At 52.4% G+C, this 15,429-nt stretch carries 14 protein-coding genes; 8 read left to right on the forward strand and 6 right to left on the reverse strand.

The annotated features are described in order from the left end of the window. The first annotated feature begins 625 nt into the window (after positions 1 to 625). On the forward strand, positions 626 to 1,438 hold the full coding sequence (rlmB, locus tag A8O25_RS02235) for a 23S rRNA (guanosine(2251)-2'-O)-methyltransferase RlmB (protein ID WP_066830209.1): 813 nt from the start codon (positions 626 to 628) through the stop codon (positions 1,436 to 1,438). Positions 1,439 to 1,574: 136 nt separating this feature from the next. On the opposite strand, the gene A8O25_RS02240 is transcribed toward rlmB, so the two are convergent. From A8O25_RS02240 to A8O25_RS02250, 3 genes are all read right to left on the reverse strand, one after another. Beyond that, on the reverse strand, positions 1,575 to 1,862 hold the full coding sequence (locus A8O25_RS02240) for a hypothetical protein (RefSeq protein ID WP_066830212.1): 288 nt from the start codon (positions 1,860 to 1,862) through the stop codon (positions 1,575 to 1,577). A gap of 396 nt (positions 1,863 to 2,258) precedes the next feature. Further along, positions 2,259 to 3,335, reverse strand: coding sequence for a mannose-1-phosphate guanylyltransferase (locus A8O25_RS02245; protein WP_066830215.1), 1,077 nt, complete (start codon positions 3,333 to 3,335; stop codon positions 2,259 to 2,261). A 3-nt stretch (positions 3,336 to 3,338) separates the two neighbouring features. Then, a complete protein-coding gene (locus tag A8O25_RS02250; protein ID WP_066830217.1) occupies positions 3,339 to 4,307 on the reverse strand; it encodes a KpsF/GutQ family sugar-phosphate isomerase in 969 nt (322 codons plus the stop codon). Between the two features lie 71 nt (positions 4,308 to 4,378). Here A8O25_RS02250 and recQ point away from each other — a divergent pair, with 71 nt between their 5' ends. The 3 genes from recQ (at position 4,379) to A8O25_RS02265 (ending at position 9,452) form a co-directional block, all read left to right on the forward strand. After that, the gene (recQ, locus tag A8O25_RS02255) at positions 4,379 to 6,556 is read left to right on the forward strand and encodes a DNA helicase RecQ (protein ID WP_066830224.1); all 2,178 of its coding nucleotides are present in this window, start codon (positions 4,379 to 4,381) and stop codon (positions 6,554 to 6,556) included. 171 nt (positions 6,557 to 6,727) lie between these two features. After that, complete coding sequence (gene purD / locus A8O25_RS02260; RefSeq protein WP_066830330.1) at positions 6,728 to 8,032, forward strand: phosphoribosylamine--glycine ligase; 1,305 nt, start codon at positions 6,728 to 6,730, stop codon at positions 8,030 to 8,032. A 136-nt stretch (positions 8,033 to 8,168) separates the two neighbouring features. After that, positions 8,169 to 9,452: an acetyl-CoA hydrolase/transferase family protein gene (locus A8O25_RS02265; protein ID WP_066830227.1), complete on the forward strand. Its 1,284-nt coding sequence runs from the start codon at positions 8,169 to 8,171 to the stop codon at positions 9,450 to 9,452. Positions 9,453 to 9,822: 370 nt separating this feature from the next. On the opposite strand, the gene A8O25_RS02270 is transcribed toward A8O25_RS02265, so the two are convergent. After that, positions 9,823 to 10,239 carry a BrxA/BrxB family bacilliredoxin gene (locus A8O25_RS02270; protein WP_066830231.1) on the reverse strand — a complete coding sequence of 139 codons (417 nt, stop codon included), beginning with the start codon at positions 10,237 to 10,239 and terminating at the stop codon, positions 9,823 to 9,825. A gap of 350 nt (positions 10,240 to 10,589) precedes the next feature. Between A8O25_RS02270 and rpsT the strand changes: the two genes are divergently transcribed. Further along, positions 10,590 to 10,847 carry a 30S ribosomal protein S20 gene (gene rpsT, locus A8O25_RS02275; protein WP_066830234.1) on the forward strand — a complete coding sequence of 86 codons (258 nt, stop codon included), beginning with the start codon at positions 10,590 to 10,592 and terminating at the stop codon, positions 10,845 to 10,847. A 226-nt stretch (positions 10,848 to 11,073) separates the two neighbouring features. On the opposite strand, the gene pyk is transcribed toward rpsT, so the two are convergent. Continuing rightward, on the reverse strand, positions 11,074 to 12,507 hold the full coding sequence (gene pyk, locus A8O25_RS02280; protein WP_066830237.1) for a pyruvate kinase: 1,434 nt from the start codon (positions 12,505 to 12,507) through the stop codon (positions 11,074 to 11,076). Positions 12,508 to 12,510: 3 nt separating this feature from the next. Further along, positions 12,511 to 12,936 carry an IPExxxVDY family protein gene (locus tag A8O25_RS02285; protein WP_066830239.1) on the reverse strand — a complete coding sequence of 142 codons (426 nt, stop codon included), beginning with the start codon at positions 12,934 to 12,936 and terminating at the stop codon, positions 12,511 to 12,513. 174 nt (positions 12,937 to 13,110) lie between these two features. Between A8O25_RS02285 and A8O25_RS02290 the strand changes: the two genes are divergently transcribed. The 3 genes from A8O25_RS02290 to rnc all read left to right on the forward strand — a co-directional run bounded on the left by A8O25_RS02290 (position 13,111) and on the right by rnc (position 15,426). Next, the gene (locus A8O25_RS02290; RefSeq protein ID WP_048919546.1) at positions 13,111 to 13,347 is read left to right on the forward strand and encodes an acyl carrier protein; all 237 of its coding nucleotides are present in this window, start codon (positions 13,111 to 13,113) and stop codon (positions 13,345 to 13,347) included. Positions 13,348 to 13,417: 70 nt separating this feature from the next. Continuing rightward, the gene (gene fabF, locus A8O25_RS02295; RefSeq protein ID WP_066830241.1) at positions 13,418 to 14,671 is read left to right on the forward strand and encodes a beta-ketoacyl-ACP synthase II; all 1,254 of its coding nucleotides are present in this window, start codon (positions 13,418 to 13,420) and stop codon (positions 14,669 to 14,671) included. A 2-nt stretch (positions 14,672 to 14,673) separates the two neighbouring features. Beyond that, a complete protein-coding gene (gene rnc / locus A8O25_RS02300; RefSeq protein WP_066830243.1) occupies positions 14,674 to 15,426 on the forward strand; it encodes a ribonuclease III in 753 nt (250 codons plus the stop codon). Positions 15,427 to 15,429: the final 3 nt, after the last annotated feature.

The following is a 15,429-nucleotide window of genomic DNA, read 5'->3' on the forward strand; positions in this document are numbered from 1 at the left end:
CTTTCCTGGTAGAACGTAACGGGCCTGTCTCAGTAGGAGGGGGCAGTTTTTACCTATTCCTAAACCTGAGTTATTCCTGATTGTACTGCTTTCCTTCTGCGTGCTGTAAAGAGGCAAACACAATTAAACAGCTTGTCCTCCTTTCACAATGGTTGAGAATTTGCGACATAAACGTTATGCCAAACATGACTGATCAAGAGGTAGGGTTCAGAACGGGTAGGGGTTCCCTCTGTTTCTGGGCTGTTTTCTTGAAATCAGATCCAAAACGTGGGCACAAATGTACGCCTGCCAGCCAAGGCCCCTGAACTGCAGAAAACGGGCAACCCTCAACAGCTTCAATGTATAAGATAACTTCTGGTTAGTTCTGACCCCTGTTTTTTCGTTCCTGTTTTCGGCCTGATTTTAAAAAAGTAGCCCGAAAACAGGAATCCAGGCTTGCCCCAAAGTGGTTCAGGGAAAAGGAATAACCCCTTGGCGGCGAGAAGAGGCGGCAGATTCCTTGGCTGGCGGCAGGGGCCGGGGCAAACCAAGCTTTGCCCGTGACCGGGAATGTTATCGTTTCTGATGAAATGGCTACCTTTGTGCTTTCAACAGAAGCGTTGTTTTCTGTACAGCAAGCATAAACATGGAAAAAAGGAACTACAGAGATAGAGAAGGTGGCGGGCCAAAAAGGTACTACAGCCAGCCGAAGGCAGATAAAATGGAGATGATCTTCGGCCTGCGGCCGATACTGGAGGCACTGCACGCCGGTAAGACTCTGGAGAAGATCTATCTGCTGAAGGGGGTGAAGCACAGCATCAGCCAGGAAATCACCGAGATGGCCAAGGCGGCTGATATTCCGGTTTCGCTGGTGCCTAGTGAGAAGCTGGACCAGCTGACCAGGAAAAACCACCAGGGGGCGGTGGCCTATCTTTCGGCTATCTCCTATTCTCCGTTAGATGAGATAGTGGCTTCTCTGTTTGAGAAAGGGAAAGACCCGGTGCTGATGGTGCTGGACCGCATCACTGACGTGCGCAATTTTGGGGCCATTGCCCGTAACGCCGAGTGTATGGGGGTAGATGCCATTGTGATCCCGAGCCGGGGAGCCGCCCAGATCAACGCAGATGCTTTGAAGACATCGGCGGGGGCGTTGAACCTTATTCCTGTGTGCAGAGAGCCCAATCTGAAAGAAACGCTGCATTTCCTGAAGCAGTCTGGCATACGCGTAATTGCCTGTACAGAGAAAGCCGAAGAGACCCTCACCGATGCCGCCGTTGATTTGACCGGGCCAATTGCCATCTTGATGGGGAGCGAGGAAGACGGGATCTCCCCTGAGTACCTGAAGCGCGCCGATGTGCGGGTGAAAATCCCTATGACCGGCCAGATCCAGTCCTTGAACGTGTCGGTGGCCAGTGGCATCATCCTGTTTGAGGCGTTGCGGCAGCGGCAAAAGGCATAGTATTCTGCAAAACAGAGAAGCCGGTGGGTTCATTTAGAGCACACCGGCTTCTCTGTTTTGAGCCTGTTTTTGAGAAAACAGGCTCAAAACAGAATGGTGGGCCCGGCCAGTCCAGCTCTTGATACAGCCATTTCATTTATTTTTCACCAGAAGCAGGGCATTCTTTTTGGCGGGCAACGGTTCTTCTGGGTAAAAGCGTGCCAATGAAGAATAAGCTGGTAATGGTAGCTTTGCTCTCCTTCTCTTGCTTTGATGAGATTGAAGAGCAAGAACGGGTGCCCTTGCCTTTTTGAGTGAAGGCACCTACACCGGTATGTTTACCAGGACCCGCCCAGCGGCAGATTACCCTGCTGCTACTTTCACGCTTCCCCTTTTTTGGCAACTCTTTCTCCGGCCCCTCAGGTTTTTCTAAGTACCCACCCATTGGGCAGGGCTAAGGTGTAAGGGCAGGAGGTAACTTTTGAAAACAGCTCTCTCTGGCCGGCAGGGTTTGACTGGACGCTTCTTCTGGATGGATCATGTACTGCCACCACCCAAGGCGGTTGGCTCCACTTGACTCAGCGGAAAGGTTGTACCTACCGTTTGATAGAAACAGCAAGAACCGCCAAAAGAACCCTTTTAGACGCGGCCTCACAAATACCTGGTGAAGGTTCAGGTGTTTTGCGCGGGTAGGAGCCCCTTCTGTTTTTGACCTGTTTTCCTGAAACCAGGCCGAAAACCGAACAGGTGTTATAACGGCGTAGCTGCAGGTAACAAAAAAAGAGCGGGGCCGCTGGTTTGACAGCAGCCCCGCTCTTTTTTGTTACCTGCAAGGAAAGTCTTATATATAGTTCTGGCCTTTTATGGCCTTGGCGTCTGCCACAAAGTCCTTTATCTTGTGCTCATCTTCCCGGCGGCAGATCATTAAGATATTGTTATGCTGGGCAATAATGTAGCCGTCAAGCCCTTGTGCCACTACCAGGTGGTTTTCTGGTGCCCTGATGATGCTGTTGTGCACATCATACAACAAGACGTTGCCGTTGACCACGTTGTCATCAATGTTCTTTTCAGAGAGGCTGTAAAGGGAGTTCCAGGTGCCTAGGTCAGACCAGCCAAAGTCTCCCAGGATCACAAACACATTGTTAGCCTTTTCCATGACCCCGTAGTCAATAGAGATGTTGCGGCAATGGGAGTAGGCGGTGTTGATGAACTGCTCCTCCTGGTCAGTGTCTAACGCCGGGGTGCCCTCTTCAAACGTGTCTGCCATCTCATTGAGGTACTGCTGAAACGCCCTGATGATGGCTTTGGCGTTCCAGATAAAGATACCTGCGTTCCAGACAAACTCCCCACTGTCCAGGAACATCTGCGCAATCTCAACAGACGGTTTCTCAGTAAAGGTTTTTACCTTTTTGAGGGTGCTGTTGGGCTCATCTATAAACTGGATATACCCGTAATTGGTGTCAGGGCGGGTGGGCTTGATGCCCAGGGTGACCAGAATGTCTTGATTGGCAGTGGCAGCCAGCCCTTCTTTCACGCAACTGATAAACGCATCTTCGCGCAGAATGACGTGGTCTGCCGGGGCAATCACAATGTTGGCGCTGGGGTTCTTCTTGGCTATTTTATAACACGCATAGGCAATGCAGGGGGCCGTGTTGCGGCCAATAGGCTCCTGCAACAGCTGGCTCTCTGGTAGCTCAGGTAGATGCTCCCGCACCAGCGAGGCGTATTCCCGGTTGGTAACCACGTAGATGTTCTCAGGGGGGCAGACAGTGGCAAACCGCTTCACGGTGGTTTGCAGCATGCTCTCACCGGTGCCCAGCACGTCATGGAACTGCTTGGGGTGGCTTACCCGGCTAATAGGCCAGAACCGGCTCCCAATGCCTCCCGCCATGACCACTACATAGGTATTTTCGTTCATTTCTTATACTAGTCCCTCTTTCAATAGGTCGTGCAGGTGCACGAACCCCGCAAAGTTACCTGATTTCACCACAATCAGTTGGGTAATATTTTTTTGCTGCATGGTGGCCAGCGCTTCGGCGGCATAGGCCTCACAGTCAATGGTCAGCGGGGAAGGAGTCATGATGTCTGCCGCTTTGATGCCGTGCAGGTTCTCAAAGTTGGAGAGCATTCTGCGCAAATCGCCGTCTGTGATAATGCCCGTTAACTGGCCCGCAGGGTCTAAAACGGCAGTTGCGCCCAGTCGTTTAGAAGAAATCTCAATGATAATCTCTTTCAGGGTGGCGTCATTGGCTACTTTGGGCGCCGCGTTCTGCTTATAAATATCATCAACTTTCAAGTAGAGCCGCTTGCCCAGGGAGCCGCCGGGGTGCAGGGCCCCAAAGTCTTCGCTGCTGAAGTTGCGGGATTCCAGCAGGCACACGGCCAGGGCGTCTGCCAGGGCCAGGTGGGCGGTGGTACTGGTGGTAGGGGCCAGGTTATGGGGGCAGGCTTCACGCTCAATGGTGGCGTTCAAAACAAAGTCTGCCTGCTGGGCCAGGTAAGAGTCTACGTTGGAGACCAGGGCCGCCAGCTGGGTGCCTTTGCGTTTGAGCAATGGCACCAGCACTTTAATCTCTGGCGTGTTTCCGCTTTTAGAGAGGCAGATTACAAAGTCCTCAGATTGTATCATGCCAAGGTCGCCGTGAATGGCATCTGCGGCGTGCATGAAAAGGGCGGGGGTGCCGGTGGAGTTGAACGTAGCCACAATCTTGGTGGCAATGTTGGCGCTTTTTCCTATGCCCGTGACCACTACGCGTCCTTTTATGGCCAAAATGGCCTGTACGCACTGTTCAAAGTCATCATTTATGTAGTCTGCTAATTGAAGAACGGCGGCCGCTTCTTCGCGCAACACATTTTTTGCAATATTTTTGATATTTTTCGTGAGATTCAAGTTAGATTTGTATTAGACAAGACAACAAAAAGATAACACCCAAAACTTGTTTCTTAAAACAAGACGATTACATGTTAGTAAAACAAGAATCATTAAAGGACAAATTAAAGGAAGTTTTCGGCTATAGTCAATTCAGGGGGAACCAGGAGGCTATCATTGAAAACATCATGGCGGGCAAGAACACGTTTGTGATCATGCCCACTGGTGCCGGAAAATCTCTCTGCTACCAGCTCCCGGCTTTGGCCATGGAGGGGACGGCCATTGTGATTTCGCCGCTCATTGCGCTTATGAAGAACCAGGTAGACCAGCTGAACGCCTTTGGGGTGAACGCCCAGTTCCTGAACTCCACGCTCTCCAAGGCAGAGATGAACAAGGTGAAGCGGGAAACCGTGAGCGGCGAAGTGCGCTTACTCTACGTAGCCCCTGAGTCCCTGACCAAGGAAGAAACCCTCGACTTCCTGAAGCAGGCCAAAATATCTTTTGTGGCCATTGATGAGGCGCACTGTATCTCTGAGTGGGGGCATGACTTTAGGCCCGAGTACCGTAAGATACGCGGGATCATTGACAATATTGGCGATCTGCCCATTATTGCCCTGACCGCCACGGCTACGCCTAAGGTACAGCTGGACATCCAGAAGAACCTGCAGATGGATGACGCCTCAGTGTTCAAGTCTTCTTTCAACCGTACCAACCTGTACTATGAGGTGCGCCCCAAGCACAACACCAAGAAGCAGGTCATCCAGTACATTAAGAAGAACAAAGGCAAGAGCGGCATCATCTACTGCCTCAGCCGCAAAAAGGTAGAGGAGATTGCCGAGCTCCTGAAAGTGAATGACATCAAGGCGCTGCCGTACCACGCGGGGCTGGACTCGCACGTGCGCATGGCCAACCAGGACGCGTTCCTGAATGAAGATGCTGATGTGATTGTGGCCACTATTGCGTTCGGGATGGGCATTGACAAGCCAGACGTGCGCTTTGTGATTCACTATGACACGCCTAAGTCTATAGAAGGCTATTACCAGGAGACAGGCCGCGCCGGCCGTGACGGGCTGGAGGGCAACTGCCTCATGTTCTATAGCTATGATGATATTGTCAAGCTGGAGAAGTTCAGCAAAGACAAGCCGGTCACCGAGCGTGACAACTCCAAGCTGCTCTTGCAGGAAATGGCTTCCTACGCAGACTCGGCGGTTTGCCGCCGCCGGCAGCTGCTGCACTACTTTGGGGAGACCTATGACAAAGACTGCGGCTTCTGTGACAACTGTGTGCACCCCAAAGAGAAGTTTGAGGCACAGGAGGAGCTGGTGCTGGCCCTTAAAGCCGTAGTGCAGACGAACCAGCGCTTTGGCATGGACCACCTGGTGCACGTGCTCACCGGCATGAAAGACCAGTACGTAGACAGCTACAGCCATGACCAGCTGGAGGTGTTTGGGGCCGGCAAAGAGCAGGATGCCGCCTTCTGGAACTCCATCATCCGGCAGGCGCTGCTGTTCAACTTCCTGGAGAAGGACATTGAGAACTTCGGGACCCTGAAAATCTCTGAGAAAGGCGAGAACTTCATCCAGAGCCCGCACCCCATCAAATTTGCCAAAGACCACAACTTTGACGAGGAGGTGCAGCAGGAAGAGGAGAAAGAGGAAACCCAGGCCTCTGCCGGCCATGACGCCGTTCTCTTTGACATGCTCAAGGCCCTGCGCAAGAAGCTGGCCAAAGACATGAACCTGCCGCCGTACGTGCTGTTCCAGGACCCTTCTTTGAAAGAGATGGCCACCACCTACCCCACCACCAGAGAAGACCTGGCGCACATTGCCGGGGTGGGCATGGGCAAGGTGCAGAAGTTTGGCAAGCCGTTCCTGGAACTCATTGCCAAGTATGTAGAGGAGAATGACATTGTCACCGCCGCAGACGTGGTGGTGAAAACCACGGTAAACAAGTCTAAGCTCAAGATCTACGTCATTCAGCAGATAGACAAGAAGATGGACCTGGAGGAGATTGCCTCGTCTAAGGGCATCACCATGCCAGAGCTGATTGAGGAGATTGAGCACATCTGCTACTCGGGCACCAAGCTGAACCTGGACTACTATATCAATAATGTGTTAGACCAGGACCGCCAGCAGGAGGTGATAGATTATTTCATGTCGGCCACCTCAGACAACATGGCGCTGGCCATCAAAGAACTGGGCACTGATGATTACACAGAAGAGGACCTGCGCCTTATGCGCATCAAGTTCCTCTCCAAGTACGCTAACTAATTTCGCCGCGGCCGAAGAGAAAAATGAAAAGCAGGTGGTCTTCACCTGCTTTTTTTGTTTCCTTTGTAATTATCTCTGTTTTTGGCCTCTTTTCTGAAAAACAGGCCAAAAACAGAACTGCACCCAATGTGTCACACCCGCGCTGCAGGCGCAGGTTTAAACCATGACTGTATGAATGTTCTGATTATTGGTTCCGGCGGCCGTGAGCACGCCTTGGCTTGGAAAATAGGCCAGAGCCCGTACTGCGAAAGCATCTTTGTTGCCCCGGGCAACGCCGGCACCGCCCAGATTGCCACCAACGTTGATATCTCCATCACCAACTTTGAAGAACTGGCCAAGTTTGCCGCTGACTTCAACATCATGATGCTGATAGTGGGGCAGGAGGCCGCGCTGGTAGAAGGCATTGCAGACTATTTCGCCGAGAAAGAATACCTGAAGCATATTCTGGTGGTGGGCCCTAAAAAAGCGGGCGCACAGCTGGAGGGGAGCAAAGACTTCTCCAAGCAGTTTCTGCTCAAGTACGGCATCCCTACGGCGCGGTACCAGACGTTTACCTCAAAGACCTATGAGCAGGCGCTGGCTTACCTGCAAAACCACCCGTACCCGGTGGTGCTGAAGGCAGACGGGCTGGCCGCCGGCAAAGGCGTGGTGATTGCGCAGAACTATGAAGAAGCCGCCTTCGCCCTAACGGGCATGCTCAAACACAGTAAATTCGGCGCAGCCGGAGACAAAGTAGTGATTGAGGAGTTCCTGCAGGGCATTGAACTGTCAGCGTTCATTCTCACTGACGGCCAGGAATACGTGCTGCTGCCAGAAGCCAAGGATTACAAACGCATTGGCGAAGGGGATGTGGGCCTGAACACCGGCGGCATGGGCGCGGTCTCACCGGTTCCGTTTGCAGATGACCAGTTCATGGGCAAAGTGCGGGAGCGGGTGATTGAGCCAACGCTGCAGGGGCTGCAGGCAGAGGGAATACCGTACTCCGGCTTCCTGTTTATTGGCCTCATGAACGTGAACGGTGACCCGTATGTGATTGAATACAACGTGCGCCTGGGTGACCCGGAGACCGAGGCCATTCTGCCGCGCATCAAATCAGATTTGTTTGAGCTGTTCAAGGCGCTGCATGACCATGAGCTGGGCCAGTTCCAGCTGGAGATTGACCCGCGTTCTGCCACCACCATCTTCCTGGTCTCTGGCGGGTACCCCGAAGACTATGAGAAAGGCAAGGAGATTCAGGGGCTGGAGAAAGCCCTGCCAGAAGGCACCCTCTGTTTCCATGCCGGCACCAGGCAAACCGCTGACGGTGCCGTGGTCACAGACGGCGGGCGGGTGATTGCCGTGACCGGCCTGGGCGAAGACATGGAGGAAGCCCTGGAGAAAGCCAACCTGGCGGCTACCCATATCAAGTGGCAGGGGCGGTATTTCAGGCATGACATAGGCTTTGACCTGAAGCAGTACCTTGCTTCCCGTTTCTAACCTGTTTTTCCCAAATCAGCCCAAAAATGACAAAGGCCAGCCCCCGTGCTGGCCTTTGTCATTTTAAGAACAGCACCAGAGGGGAATCTTTGCGGCTGAGTTTCGTAAGACTACATTAGTACCAAGCAAAATAAACATGTCACTGCAACCTGATTATACCACCGCAGAAGAGGCCGTAAAACTGATCAACTCCGGAGACCGTGTCTTTGTGCACGGTGCCGCCATGACGCCCCTCAGGCTGGTGAACGCTGTTTCTGCCCGCGGCCCTGAGCTGCGCGACGTGGAGTTCATTCACATGCACACAGAGGGTCCCGCCCCCTACACCAACCCAGAGTACGCCGGAAGCTTCAAAACCAACGCCTGCTTTGTGGGCGGCAACATCAGGCAGGCGCTCAATGAGGGCACCGCTGACTACATTCCCATTTTCCTGAGTGAGATCTCGCTGCTGTTCAGAAGGGACATTCTGCCGCTAGATGTGGCCCTGGTGCAGGTCTCCCCGCCAGACGCCCACGGGTTCTGCACCCTGGGGGCCTCAGTAGACGTGGCGCTTTCTGCCGTTGAGACGGCCAGGATTGTGATTGCCGAGGTAAACCCCCGGGTGCCGCGCTCCCACGGTGATGGGGTGGTGCACATGAGCAAGCTGCACGCCAAAGTGTGGGTAGATGAGCCCCTGCCGGAGCACGGCGGCAAGCCCTGCGGCGAAGTAGAGACCCAGATAGGGAAACTGGTGGCCACGCTGGTAGAAGACGGGGCTACGCTGCAAATGGGCATTGGCGGCATTCCAGACGCGGTGCTGGCGCAGCTGGGCAGCCACAGAGACCTGGGCATTCACACAGAGATGTTCTCAGACGGCATTATCCCGCTGGTAGAGAAAGGCGTGATCACCGGGGCGCGTAAGAAGATTCTGAAAAACAAGATTGTCTCCTGCTTTGTCAACGGCACGCAGAAGGTATTTGACTTCTTAGATGACAACCCGGCGGTGGTGATGAAGGAGACCGTGTTTACCAATGACACGGCCATCATTCGCCAGAACCCCAAAGTGACCGCCATCAACAGCGCCATTGAGGTAGACCTCACCGGCCAGGTCTGCGCTGACAGTATTGGCACCTACCAGTTCTCAGGGGTGGGCGGCCAGATGGACTTTATGCGCGGGGCCGCCCTCTCTGAAGGCGGGAAACCCATCATTGCCTTGCCGTCTATCACCAACAAAGGCGAGTCAAAGATTGTCAACATGCTCAAGCCGGGTGCCAGCGTGACCACCACCCGCGCCCACGTGCGCTACATTGTGACTGAGTTCGGCATAGCCGATCTGTACGGGAGAAACCTGCGGCAGCGGGCTAAAGAACTGATCAGCATTGCGCACCCCACGCACCGCGAGGAGCTGGAGCGGCTGGCTTTTGAGCGGTTTAAGGTGCTGTAGGAGGTGGTTGTTAGTTGTTAGTTGTTAGTGGGGGAGTGCCTTGGTAGCAACGCTCATAATTAGTCCATCTTCACTCCACCTGTCGTCCTGAAAGGACCTTGTGGGCGGACTAGAAAAGCTTTGTAGTAAACGGGAATACAGTTTGCCTATAAGGTCCTTTCAGGTTGACAAATGAAGACTATGGCGCGGAAGTAACTTCCACGCACTTACTCTTCGGCCAATCTTTTGGACAAACTGACCTCGTAGCGTCCGAAGGACCTCCGAGCGTCTACCACGTTTTCGCCTGTTTTCACCAAAACAGGCCGAAAACAGAAAAGCCTGACTTAAAGAAGCCAGGCTTTTCTGTTGAATCAAAATAAGGAGCAAATGCTTAGCAGTACTCTTCAAACGCACCTTGCAGGTTGTCTACAATGCGGGTAAGGTCATTGCCCTCAATATGGTGGCGCTCAATCACGTGCACCAGCTCGCCGTCTTTGAACAAGGCAATAGACGGGGAAGACGGTGGGTACGGCAGCATGAACTCGCGGGCCTTGGCTACGGCCTCGCTTTCCATGCCGGCGAAAACGGTCACCAGTTTAGCGGGTTTTTTCTCGCTGCTGGCTACGGCCATTTTCAGGGCGGGGCGGGCTTTGGCGGCGGCGCAGCCGCACACTGAGTTCACGGCTACCAGCACGGTGCCTTCTTTCTGGTTTAACACATTCTCTACTTCTTCGGGCGTCATCAGTTGCTCAAAGCCGGCAGAGGTAAGGTCCTCTCTAATGGGAGCGACCATATATTCAGGGTACATTGCCATGGGTATGGGTAATTAAAAGGATGAATGTCTGTTTCTGAGGTAAAATTACGAAATCAAGTGTAAAACACAGCAGTCACCGTTCTGGTTTCCAAAAGGGTACTTATTCTCCTGCGCGCCAGTACGGGCTGCTCCTGTAAAGAAAAATGCGCGTTGCCGTAGTAAGCTACGGAAAGAAAATGTACCTTTGCAGGGCAAAACGGCAGGGGAGGGGCGAAACGCCCGGCCCCGGTCTGGGAGAATCTCGTTAATTTTAACGGGTGGTTCTTGGAATTTATTTGGCAATCTTGTAGTTTTGCAAACTCATTTAGAATCAGAGTCAAAAGCATTTATCTATAATCACAACCATGGCTAACCATAAGTCAGCATTAAAGAGAATCAGATCCAACAACGCGAAACGCTTGCTGAATCGCTATCAGGCGAAAACTACCCGTACCTTTGTAAAGCGTTTAAGATTGACAACCGACAAAGCCGAGGCGCAAGAACTGTTCAAGACGGTATCTGGTATGCTGGACAAGTTGGCTAAGAAGAACGTGATTCACAAAAACAAAGCGGCCAACAACAAGTCTAAATTGGCTCGTTTCGTAAATAACTTAGCTGCCTAGTTTCACGGCAGTATTTACTTTCCTGGTAAATCATTAGAAGCCTTGCACTCTGCAAGGCTTTTTGTGTTAGCCCCGGTTTCTGTTTTGGGGCTGTTTTTCTGAAATCAGCCCCAAAACAGAAATCTTCTGACAGACAGGAAACCAGAAGAAGCAAGAAGGCCTGTCTCTTGGGGAGACAGGCCTTCTTGGTGAAACGGTGTTTAATTACTTCGGTTGGGTGGGTCTGCTACTCACGTACTTCACTTAACTTGATCATGTTGGCGCGTTTTTTCTCTACCACGGGCATTGAGCCAATGTTGATGAAGATATCGCCTACGTTCAGGTGGCCTTCTTTGACCAGGATTTCCTTCAGGTCTGTGATGGTTTCGTCTGTAGAAACGAAGCGGTCATAGTAGTATCCTCTAATACCCCACACCAGGTTCAGGGTGTTTAACAGCACGTGGTTGTCTGTGAAGACGAAGATATTGGCTTTAGGCCGGTGCTTGGCCAACTGGAACGCCGTGTAGCCAGATTTGGTAAGGCAGATCAGCGCTTTGGCGTCTGTGTCACGGCCCAACCCTACGGCGCTGGCCACCACGGTGTCATTGTAGAAGGTGGAAGACTGCGGGTTGAAGATAAAGTTGCGGTGGAACACCTCGGCCTGCGCCTCTACAGACTGGATGGTGCGGTTCATGCTCCGGATGGTCTCAATTGGGTACATGCCGGCGGCGGTCTCAGCACTCAGCATGAGCGTGTCAGCTCCGTCCATCACGGCGTTGGCCACGTCATTGGTCTCTGCGCGGGTAGGGCGGGGGCTGGTGATCATGCTTTCCATCATCTGGGTGGCCACAATTACGGGTTTGCCCAGCGCGTTGCACTTCTCCACAATCATTTTCTGGATCATGGGCACTTCTTCCATGCCTATCTCCACCCCAAGGTCACCGCGGGCAACCATTACGGCGTCTGTGGCCTCTATAATAGCGTCAATGTTCCGGATGGCCTCAGGTTTCTCAATCTTGGCAATCACGCGGGTGTCTTTTCCGCGCTCGGCAATGATCTTTTTGATCTCGTAGATGTCTTCTACCTTTCTTACAAAGGAGAGCGCCACCCACTCCACGTCATTGTCAAGGCCAAAGTGCAGGTCCTGCAGGTCTTTTTCTGTGAGCGAAGGAGCGGTTACCACGGTGTCAGGCAGGTTAATGCCTTTGCGCGGCTTCACTACCCCGCCGTAAACTACCTCAGCCAGAACTTCTTTGTCGCCGTCAGTGCTGATCACGGTCACCTCCAGTTTGCCGTCATCAATCAAGATGGCGTCTCCCGGCTTCACGTCATAGGCCAGGCGGGTGTAGCTGGTGGAAAGGCGGGTGGCGGTGCCCAGTGATTTGTCACAGACAATGGTGAGTTGCTGGCCGGCCACTATTTCAACCGCTCCGTCTTCCACGTCATTGATTCTGATTTTAGGCCCCTGCAAGTCTTGCACCAGGCAGATGTTGAACCCCTCTGCGGCGTTGATGGCCCGCACGTGGTTAATTACCTTGAGGTGGTCTGCGTGGGAGCCGTGGGAGAAATTGAGACGGAAAACATCTACCCCTTCTTCAATGAGAGCCCTAAGCTTCTCCGGGGTGTTGCTGGCAGGGCCAACGGTGGCAATGATTTTGGTTTTGTTGAAATGAGTAGCCATTCGCTAAAAAAGCAGGTTTTCTTTATAACGTAAACAATTGGGGTCAAAAGAGCGCACATACTGCACCAGCGGTATGGCGTGCAGCTTGTGCAGCAATTCTTGCTGAAAATGATCCAGGGCCCCGGTAACCTGAATCACGTAGTCGTATTCTTTTATGTCTGGCACCAGGTAGGGCGTGGCCAGGGTGCTGGTGCCAATGGAGCGGTTTCTGAAAAGACGGAGGGAGCCGTGCTCTGCCCTGTGCAGGTAATTGGAGATCACCAGGCGGCCCTTGTGCAGAAAATCTATGCACAGGTCTGCCTGCTTCACCAGCCGGAGCCGGAAGTACTTATTGAGGGCCCAGGCCAGGGTATACTCCTTGCTGGAAGACACAACTCCATATAAGTCGAAATCATACTCGTACTCTAGCTCAAGGCGTAAAGACTTCATGGGTTGGGGAAGATAGGTAAACGTAAAGTTGGGAAGGCAATTTAAAGAAGCAATTCCAAAAGGCAAGAAACCTTTTCACAAAAGTGGCATAATAAAACTATTGCCGGGAATTTGTTTGACATTGTGTTGCCAAATCTATTTCTTTGCACTGTGTTTTAAAAAACTTATAAAAAAATGTCAGAAATCGCAGAAAAAGTAAGAGCTATTATCATTGATAAATTGGGCGTTGAAGAATCTGAGGTAACGCCTGAGGCTAGCTTTACAAACGACCTGGGTGCCGACTCTCTTGATACCGTAGAATTGATCATGGAATTTGAGAAAGAATTCAATGTGTCTATTCCAGATGACCAAGCAGAGAACATTGCAACGGTAGGCCAAGCGATCAGCTACCTGGAAGAGCACGCGAAGTAATCTTTCCCCTTTTTTCTATTGATCTAATTTTACCTTATTAATACAGGTTCTTTTCCTCTACTAGCAGCGTATGGAGCTTAAGAGAGTTGTAGTAACAGGCCTTGGGGCGCTAACCCCGCTTGGGAAAACAGTTTCTGAATATTGGGATGGTCTAATCAACGGAGTGAGCGGCGCCGCGCCCATCACCCGCTTTGACGCCTCTAAGTTCAAAACCCAATTTGCCTGCGAAGTAAAAGGATATGATCCTGAGCAGTATTTTGATCGTAAAGAGGCCCGTAAAATGGACCTCTTTACGCAATTTGCCATGGTAGTGGCAGATGAGGCCGTGAAAGACGCCAACCTGATGGATGAATCCCTGAGCAAAGACCGCATTGGGGTTATCTGGGGGTCTGGCATTGGCGGTCTGCGTACGTTTCAGGAGGAGTGTGTGAACTTCGCCAACGGCGATGGCACCCCACGCTTCAACCCTTTCTTCATCCCTAAAATGATCGCCGACATCAGCGCCGGTCATATCTCTATCAAGTACGGCTTTAGAGGTCCCAACTTTGTGACCGTATCTGCCTGTGCCTCTGCCACCAACGCCTTGATTGACTCCTTCAACTATATTAGGTTGGGTATGGCAGACATTGTGTTGAGCGGCGGGTCTGAAGCAGCGGTTACTGAAGCCGGGGTAGGTGGTTTCAATGCCCTGAAAGCCCTTTCTGAGCGTAATGACTCCCCAGAGACCGCATCACGCCCGTTTGACAAAGACCGTGACGGTTTTGTGTTAGGCGAAGGAGCCGCGGCCATTGTACTGGAAGAGTATGAGCACGCCAAAGCCCGCGGCGCTAAGATCTATGCTGAGCTGATTGGCGGCGGCATGTCTGCAGACGCGTACCACATCACCGCCCCGCACCCAGAAGGGTTGGGTGCCCGCAATGTAATGCTGAATGTGCTGAAAGATGCCCGCGTGCAGCCAGAGGCCATTGATTACATTAACGTGCACGGTACTTCTACTCCACTTGGAGACGTAGGGGAGGCCAAAGCCATTGAGCAGGTGTTTGGGGACCACGCCTACAAACTGAACATCAGTTCTACCAAATCTATGACCGGGCACCTCTTAGGGGCTGCCGGTGCCATTGAGGCGGTGGCGTCTATCCTGGCCATCCAGAACGGCATTGTACCGCCCACCATCAACCACCTTACAGATGATGAGCAGTTCAACCCTAACCTCAACTTCACCTTTAACAAGGCGCAGGAGCGGGAGGTGAACTATGCCATGAGCAATACCTTCGGGTTTGGCGGCCACAACACCTCGGTGATTTTCAAAAAGTTCGTTGAGTAGAAGTGTCGCCAATCAGACCGGTTTTACGCGCGTTTCACAGATTCTTTTATAAAGACAAGGCTTTTGTCAGCGCCGTTTCCCAAATCACGGGCATGGTGCCAGACAACCTGCACTTGTACCAGCTGGCGTTCACCCACACCTCTTTTGTGCGGCAGAACCTCAAAGGGAATCAGGAGACGAATGAACGGCTGGAGTTTTTAGGCGATGCCATCTTAGGCTCAGTGATTGCCGAATACCTCTTTAAAAAATACCCTTACAAAGACGAAGGCTTTCTGACGGAGATCCGGTCCCGCATGGTGAACCGTGAGTCTTTGAACAGCCTGGCGGTAAAGGTGGGGTTGACTGCCCTGATCAAAGTTGACAGCTTCTCTGGCGTGACCCGCCATAAGTTTATCAACGGCAACGCCTTAGAGGCCCTGGTGGGCGCTGTCTATCTGGACAAAGGCTACGAAAACACCAAAAGGTTCATCCTGAAAAAACTGGTGAAGCCGCACTTTGACCTGCACCAGCTCACCACCACCACCAGCAACTTCAAGAGCAAACTCATTGAGTGGGCGCAAGGCCAGAACCGCAGCATACGGTTTGAGATTGTGGGCCAAAAGCAGTCTGGCAGCACCACTGAGTTTACCGCCGCCGTGGTGGTAGACAATGACATCATTGCCTCTGGCAGCGGCCTCTCCAAGAAGAAAGCTGAGCAAGCCGCCGCTGAGAAAAGCATTGCGGCCCTGCAAGCCAACGGCCTCCTCCCTTCCTGATTT

The sequence above is a fragment of the Rufibacter ruber genome (assembly GCF_001647275.1).
GTDB lineage: Bacteria > Bacteroidota > Bacteroidia > Cytophagales > Hymenobacteraceae > Nibribacter > Nibribacter ruber_C.

What these genes read in the sequence shown, in the direction of transcription:
- A8O25_RS02240 (WP_066830212.1), bottom strand. Translation starts at nt 1,862, where the DNA reads ATGGGTGGGTACTTAGAAAAACCTGAGGGGCCGGAGAAAGAGTTGCCA.
- A8O25_RS02265 (WP_066830227.1), top strand. Translation starts at nt 8,169, where the DNA reads ATGTCACTGCAACCTGATTATACCACCGCAGAAGAGGCCGTAAAACTG.
- purD (WP_066830330.1), top strand. Translation starts at nt 6,728, where the DNA reads ATGAATGTTCTGATTATTGGTTCCGGCGGCCGTGAGCACGCCTTGGCT.
- fabF (WP_066830241.1), top strand. Translation starts at nt 13,418, where the DNA reads ATGGAGCTTAAGAGAGTTGTAGTAACAGGCCTTGGGGCGCTAACCCCG.
- A8O25_RS02270 (WP_066830231.1), bottom strand. Translation starts at nt 10,239, where the DNA reads ATGTACCCTGAATATATGGTCGCTCCCATTAGAGAGGACCTTACCTCT.
- A8O25_RS02285 (WP_066830239.1), bottom strand. Translation starts at nt 12,936, where the DNA reads ATGAAGTCTTTACGCCTTGAGCTAGAGTACGAGTATGATTTCGACTTA.
- pyk (WP_066830237.1), bottom strand. Translation starts at nt 12,507, where the DNA reads ATGGCTACTCATTTCAACAAAACCAAAATCATTGCCACCGTTGGCCCT.
- rlmB (WP_066830209.1), top strand. Translation starts at nt 626, where the DNA reads ATGGAAAAAAGGAACTACAGAGATAGAGAAGGTGGCGGGCCAAAAAGG.
- recQ (WP_066830224.1), top strand. Translation starts at nt 4,379, where the DNA reads ATGTTAGTAAAACAAGAATCATTAAAGGACAAATTAAAGGAAGTTTTC.
- A8O25_RS02245 (WP_066830215.1), bottom strand. Translation starts at nt 3,335, where the DNA reads ATGAACGAAAATACCTATGTAGTGGTCATGGCGGGAGGCATTGGGAGC.
- rpsT (WP_066830234.1), top strand. Translation starts at nt 10,590, where the DNA reads ATGGCTAACCATAAGTCAGCATTAAAGAGAATCAGATCCAACAACGCG.
- A8O25_RS02290 (WP_048919546.1), top strand. Translation starts at nt 13,111, where the DNA reads ATGTCAGAAATCGCAGAAAAAGTAAGAGCTATTATCATTGATAAATTG.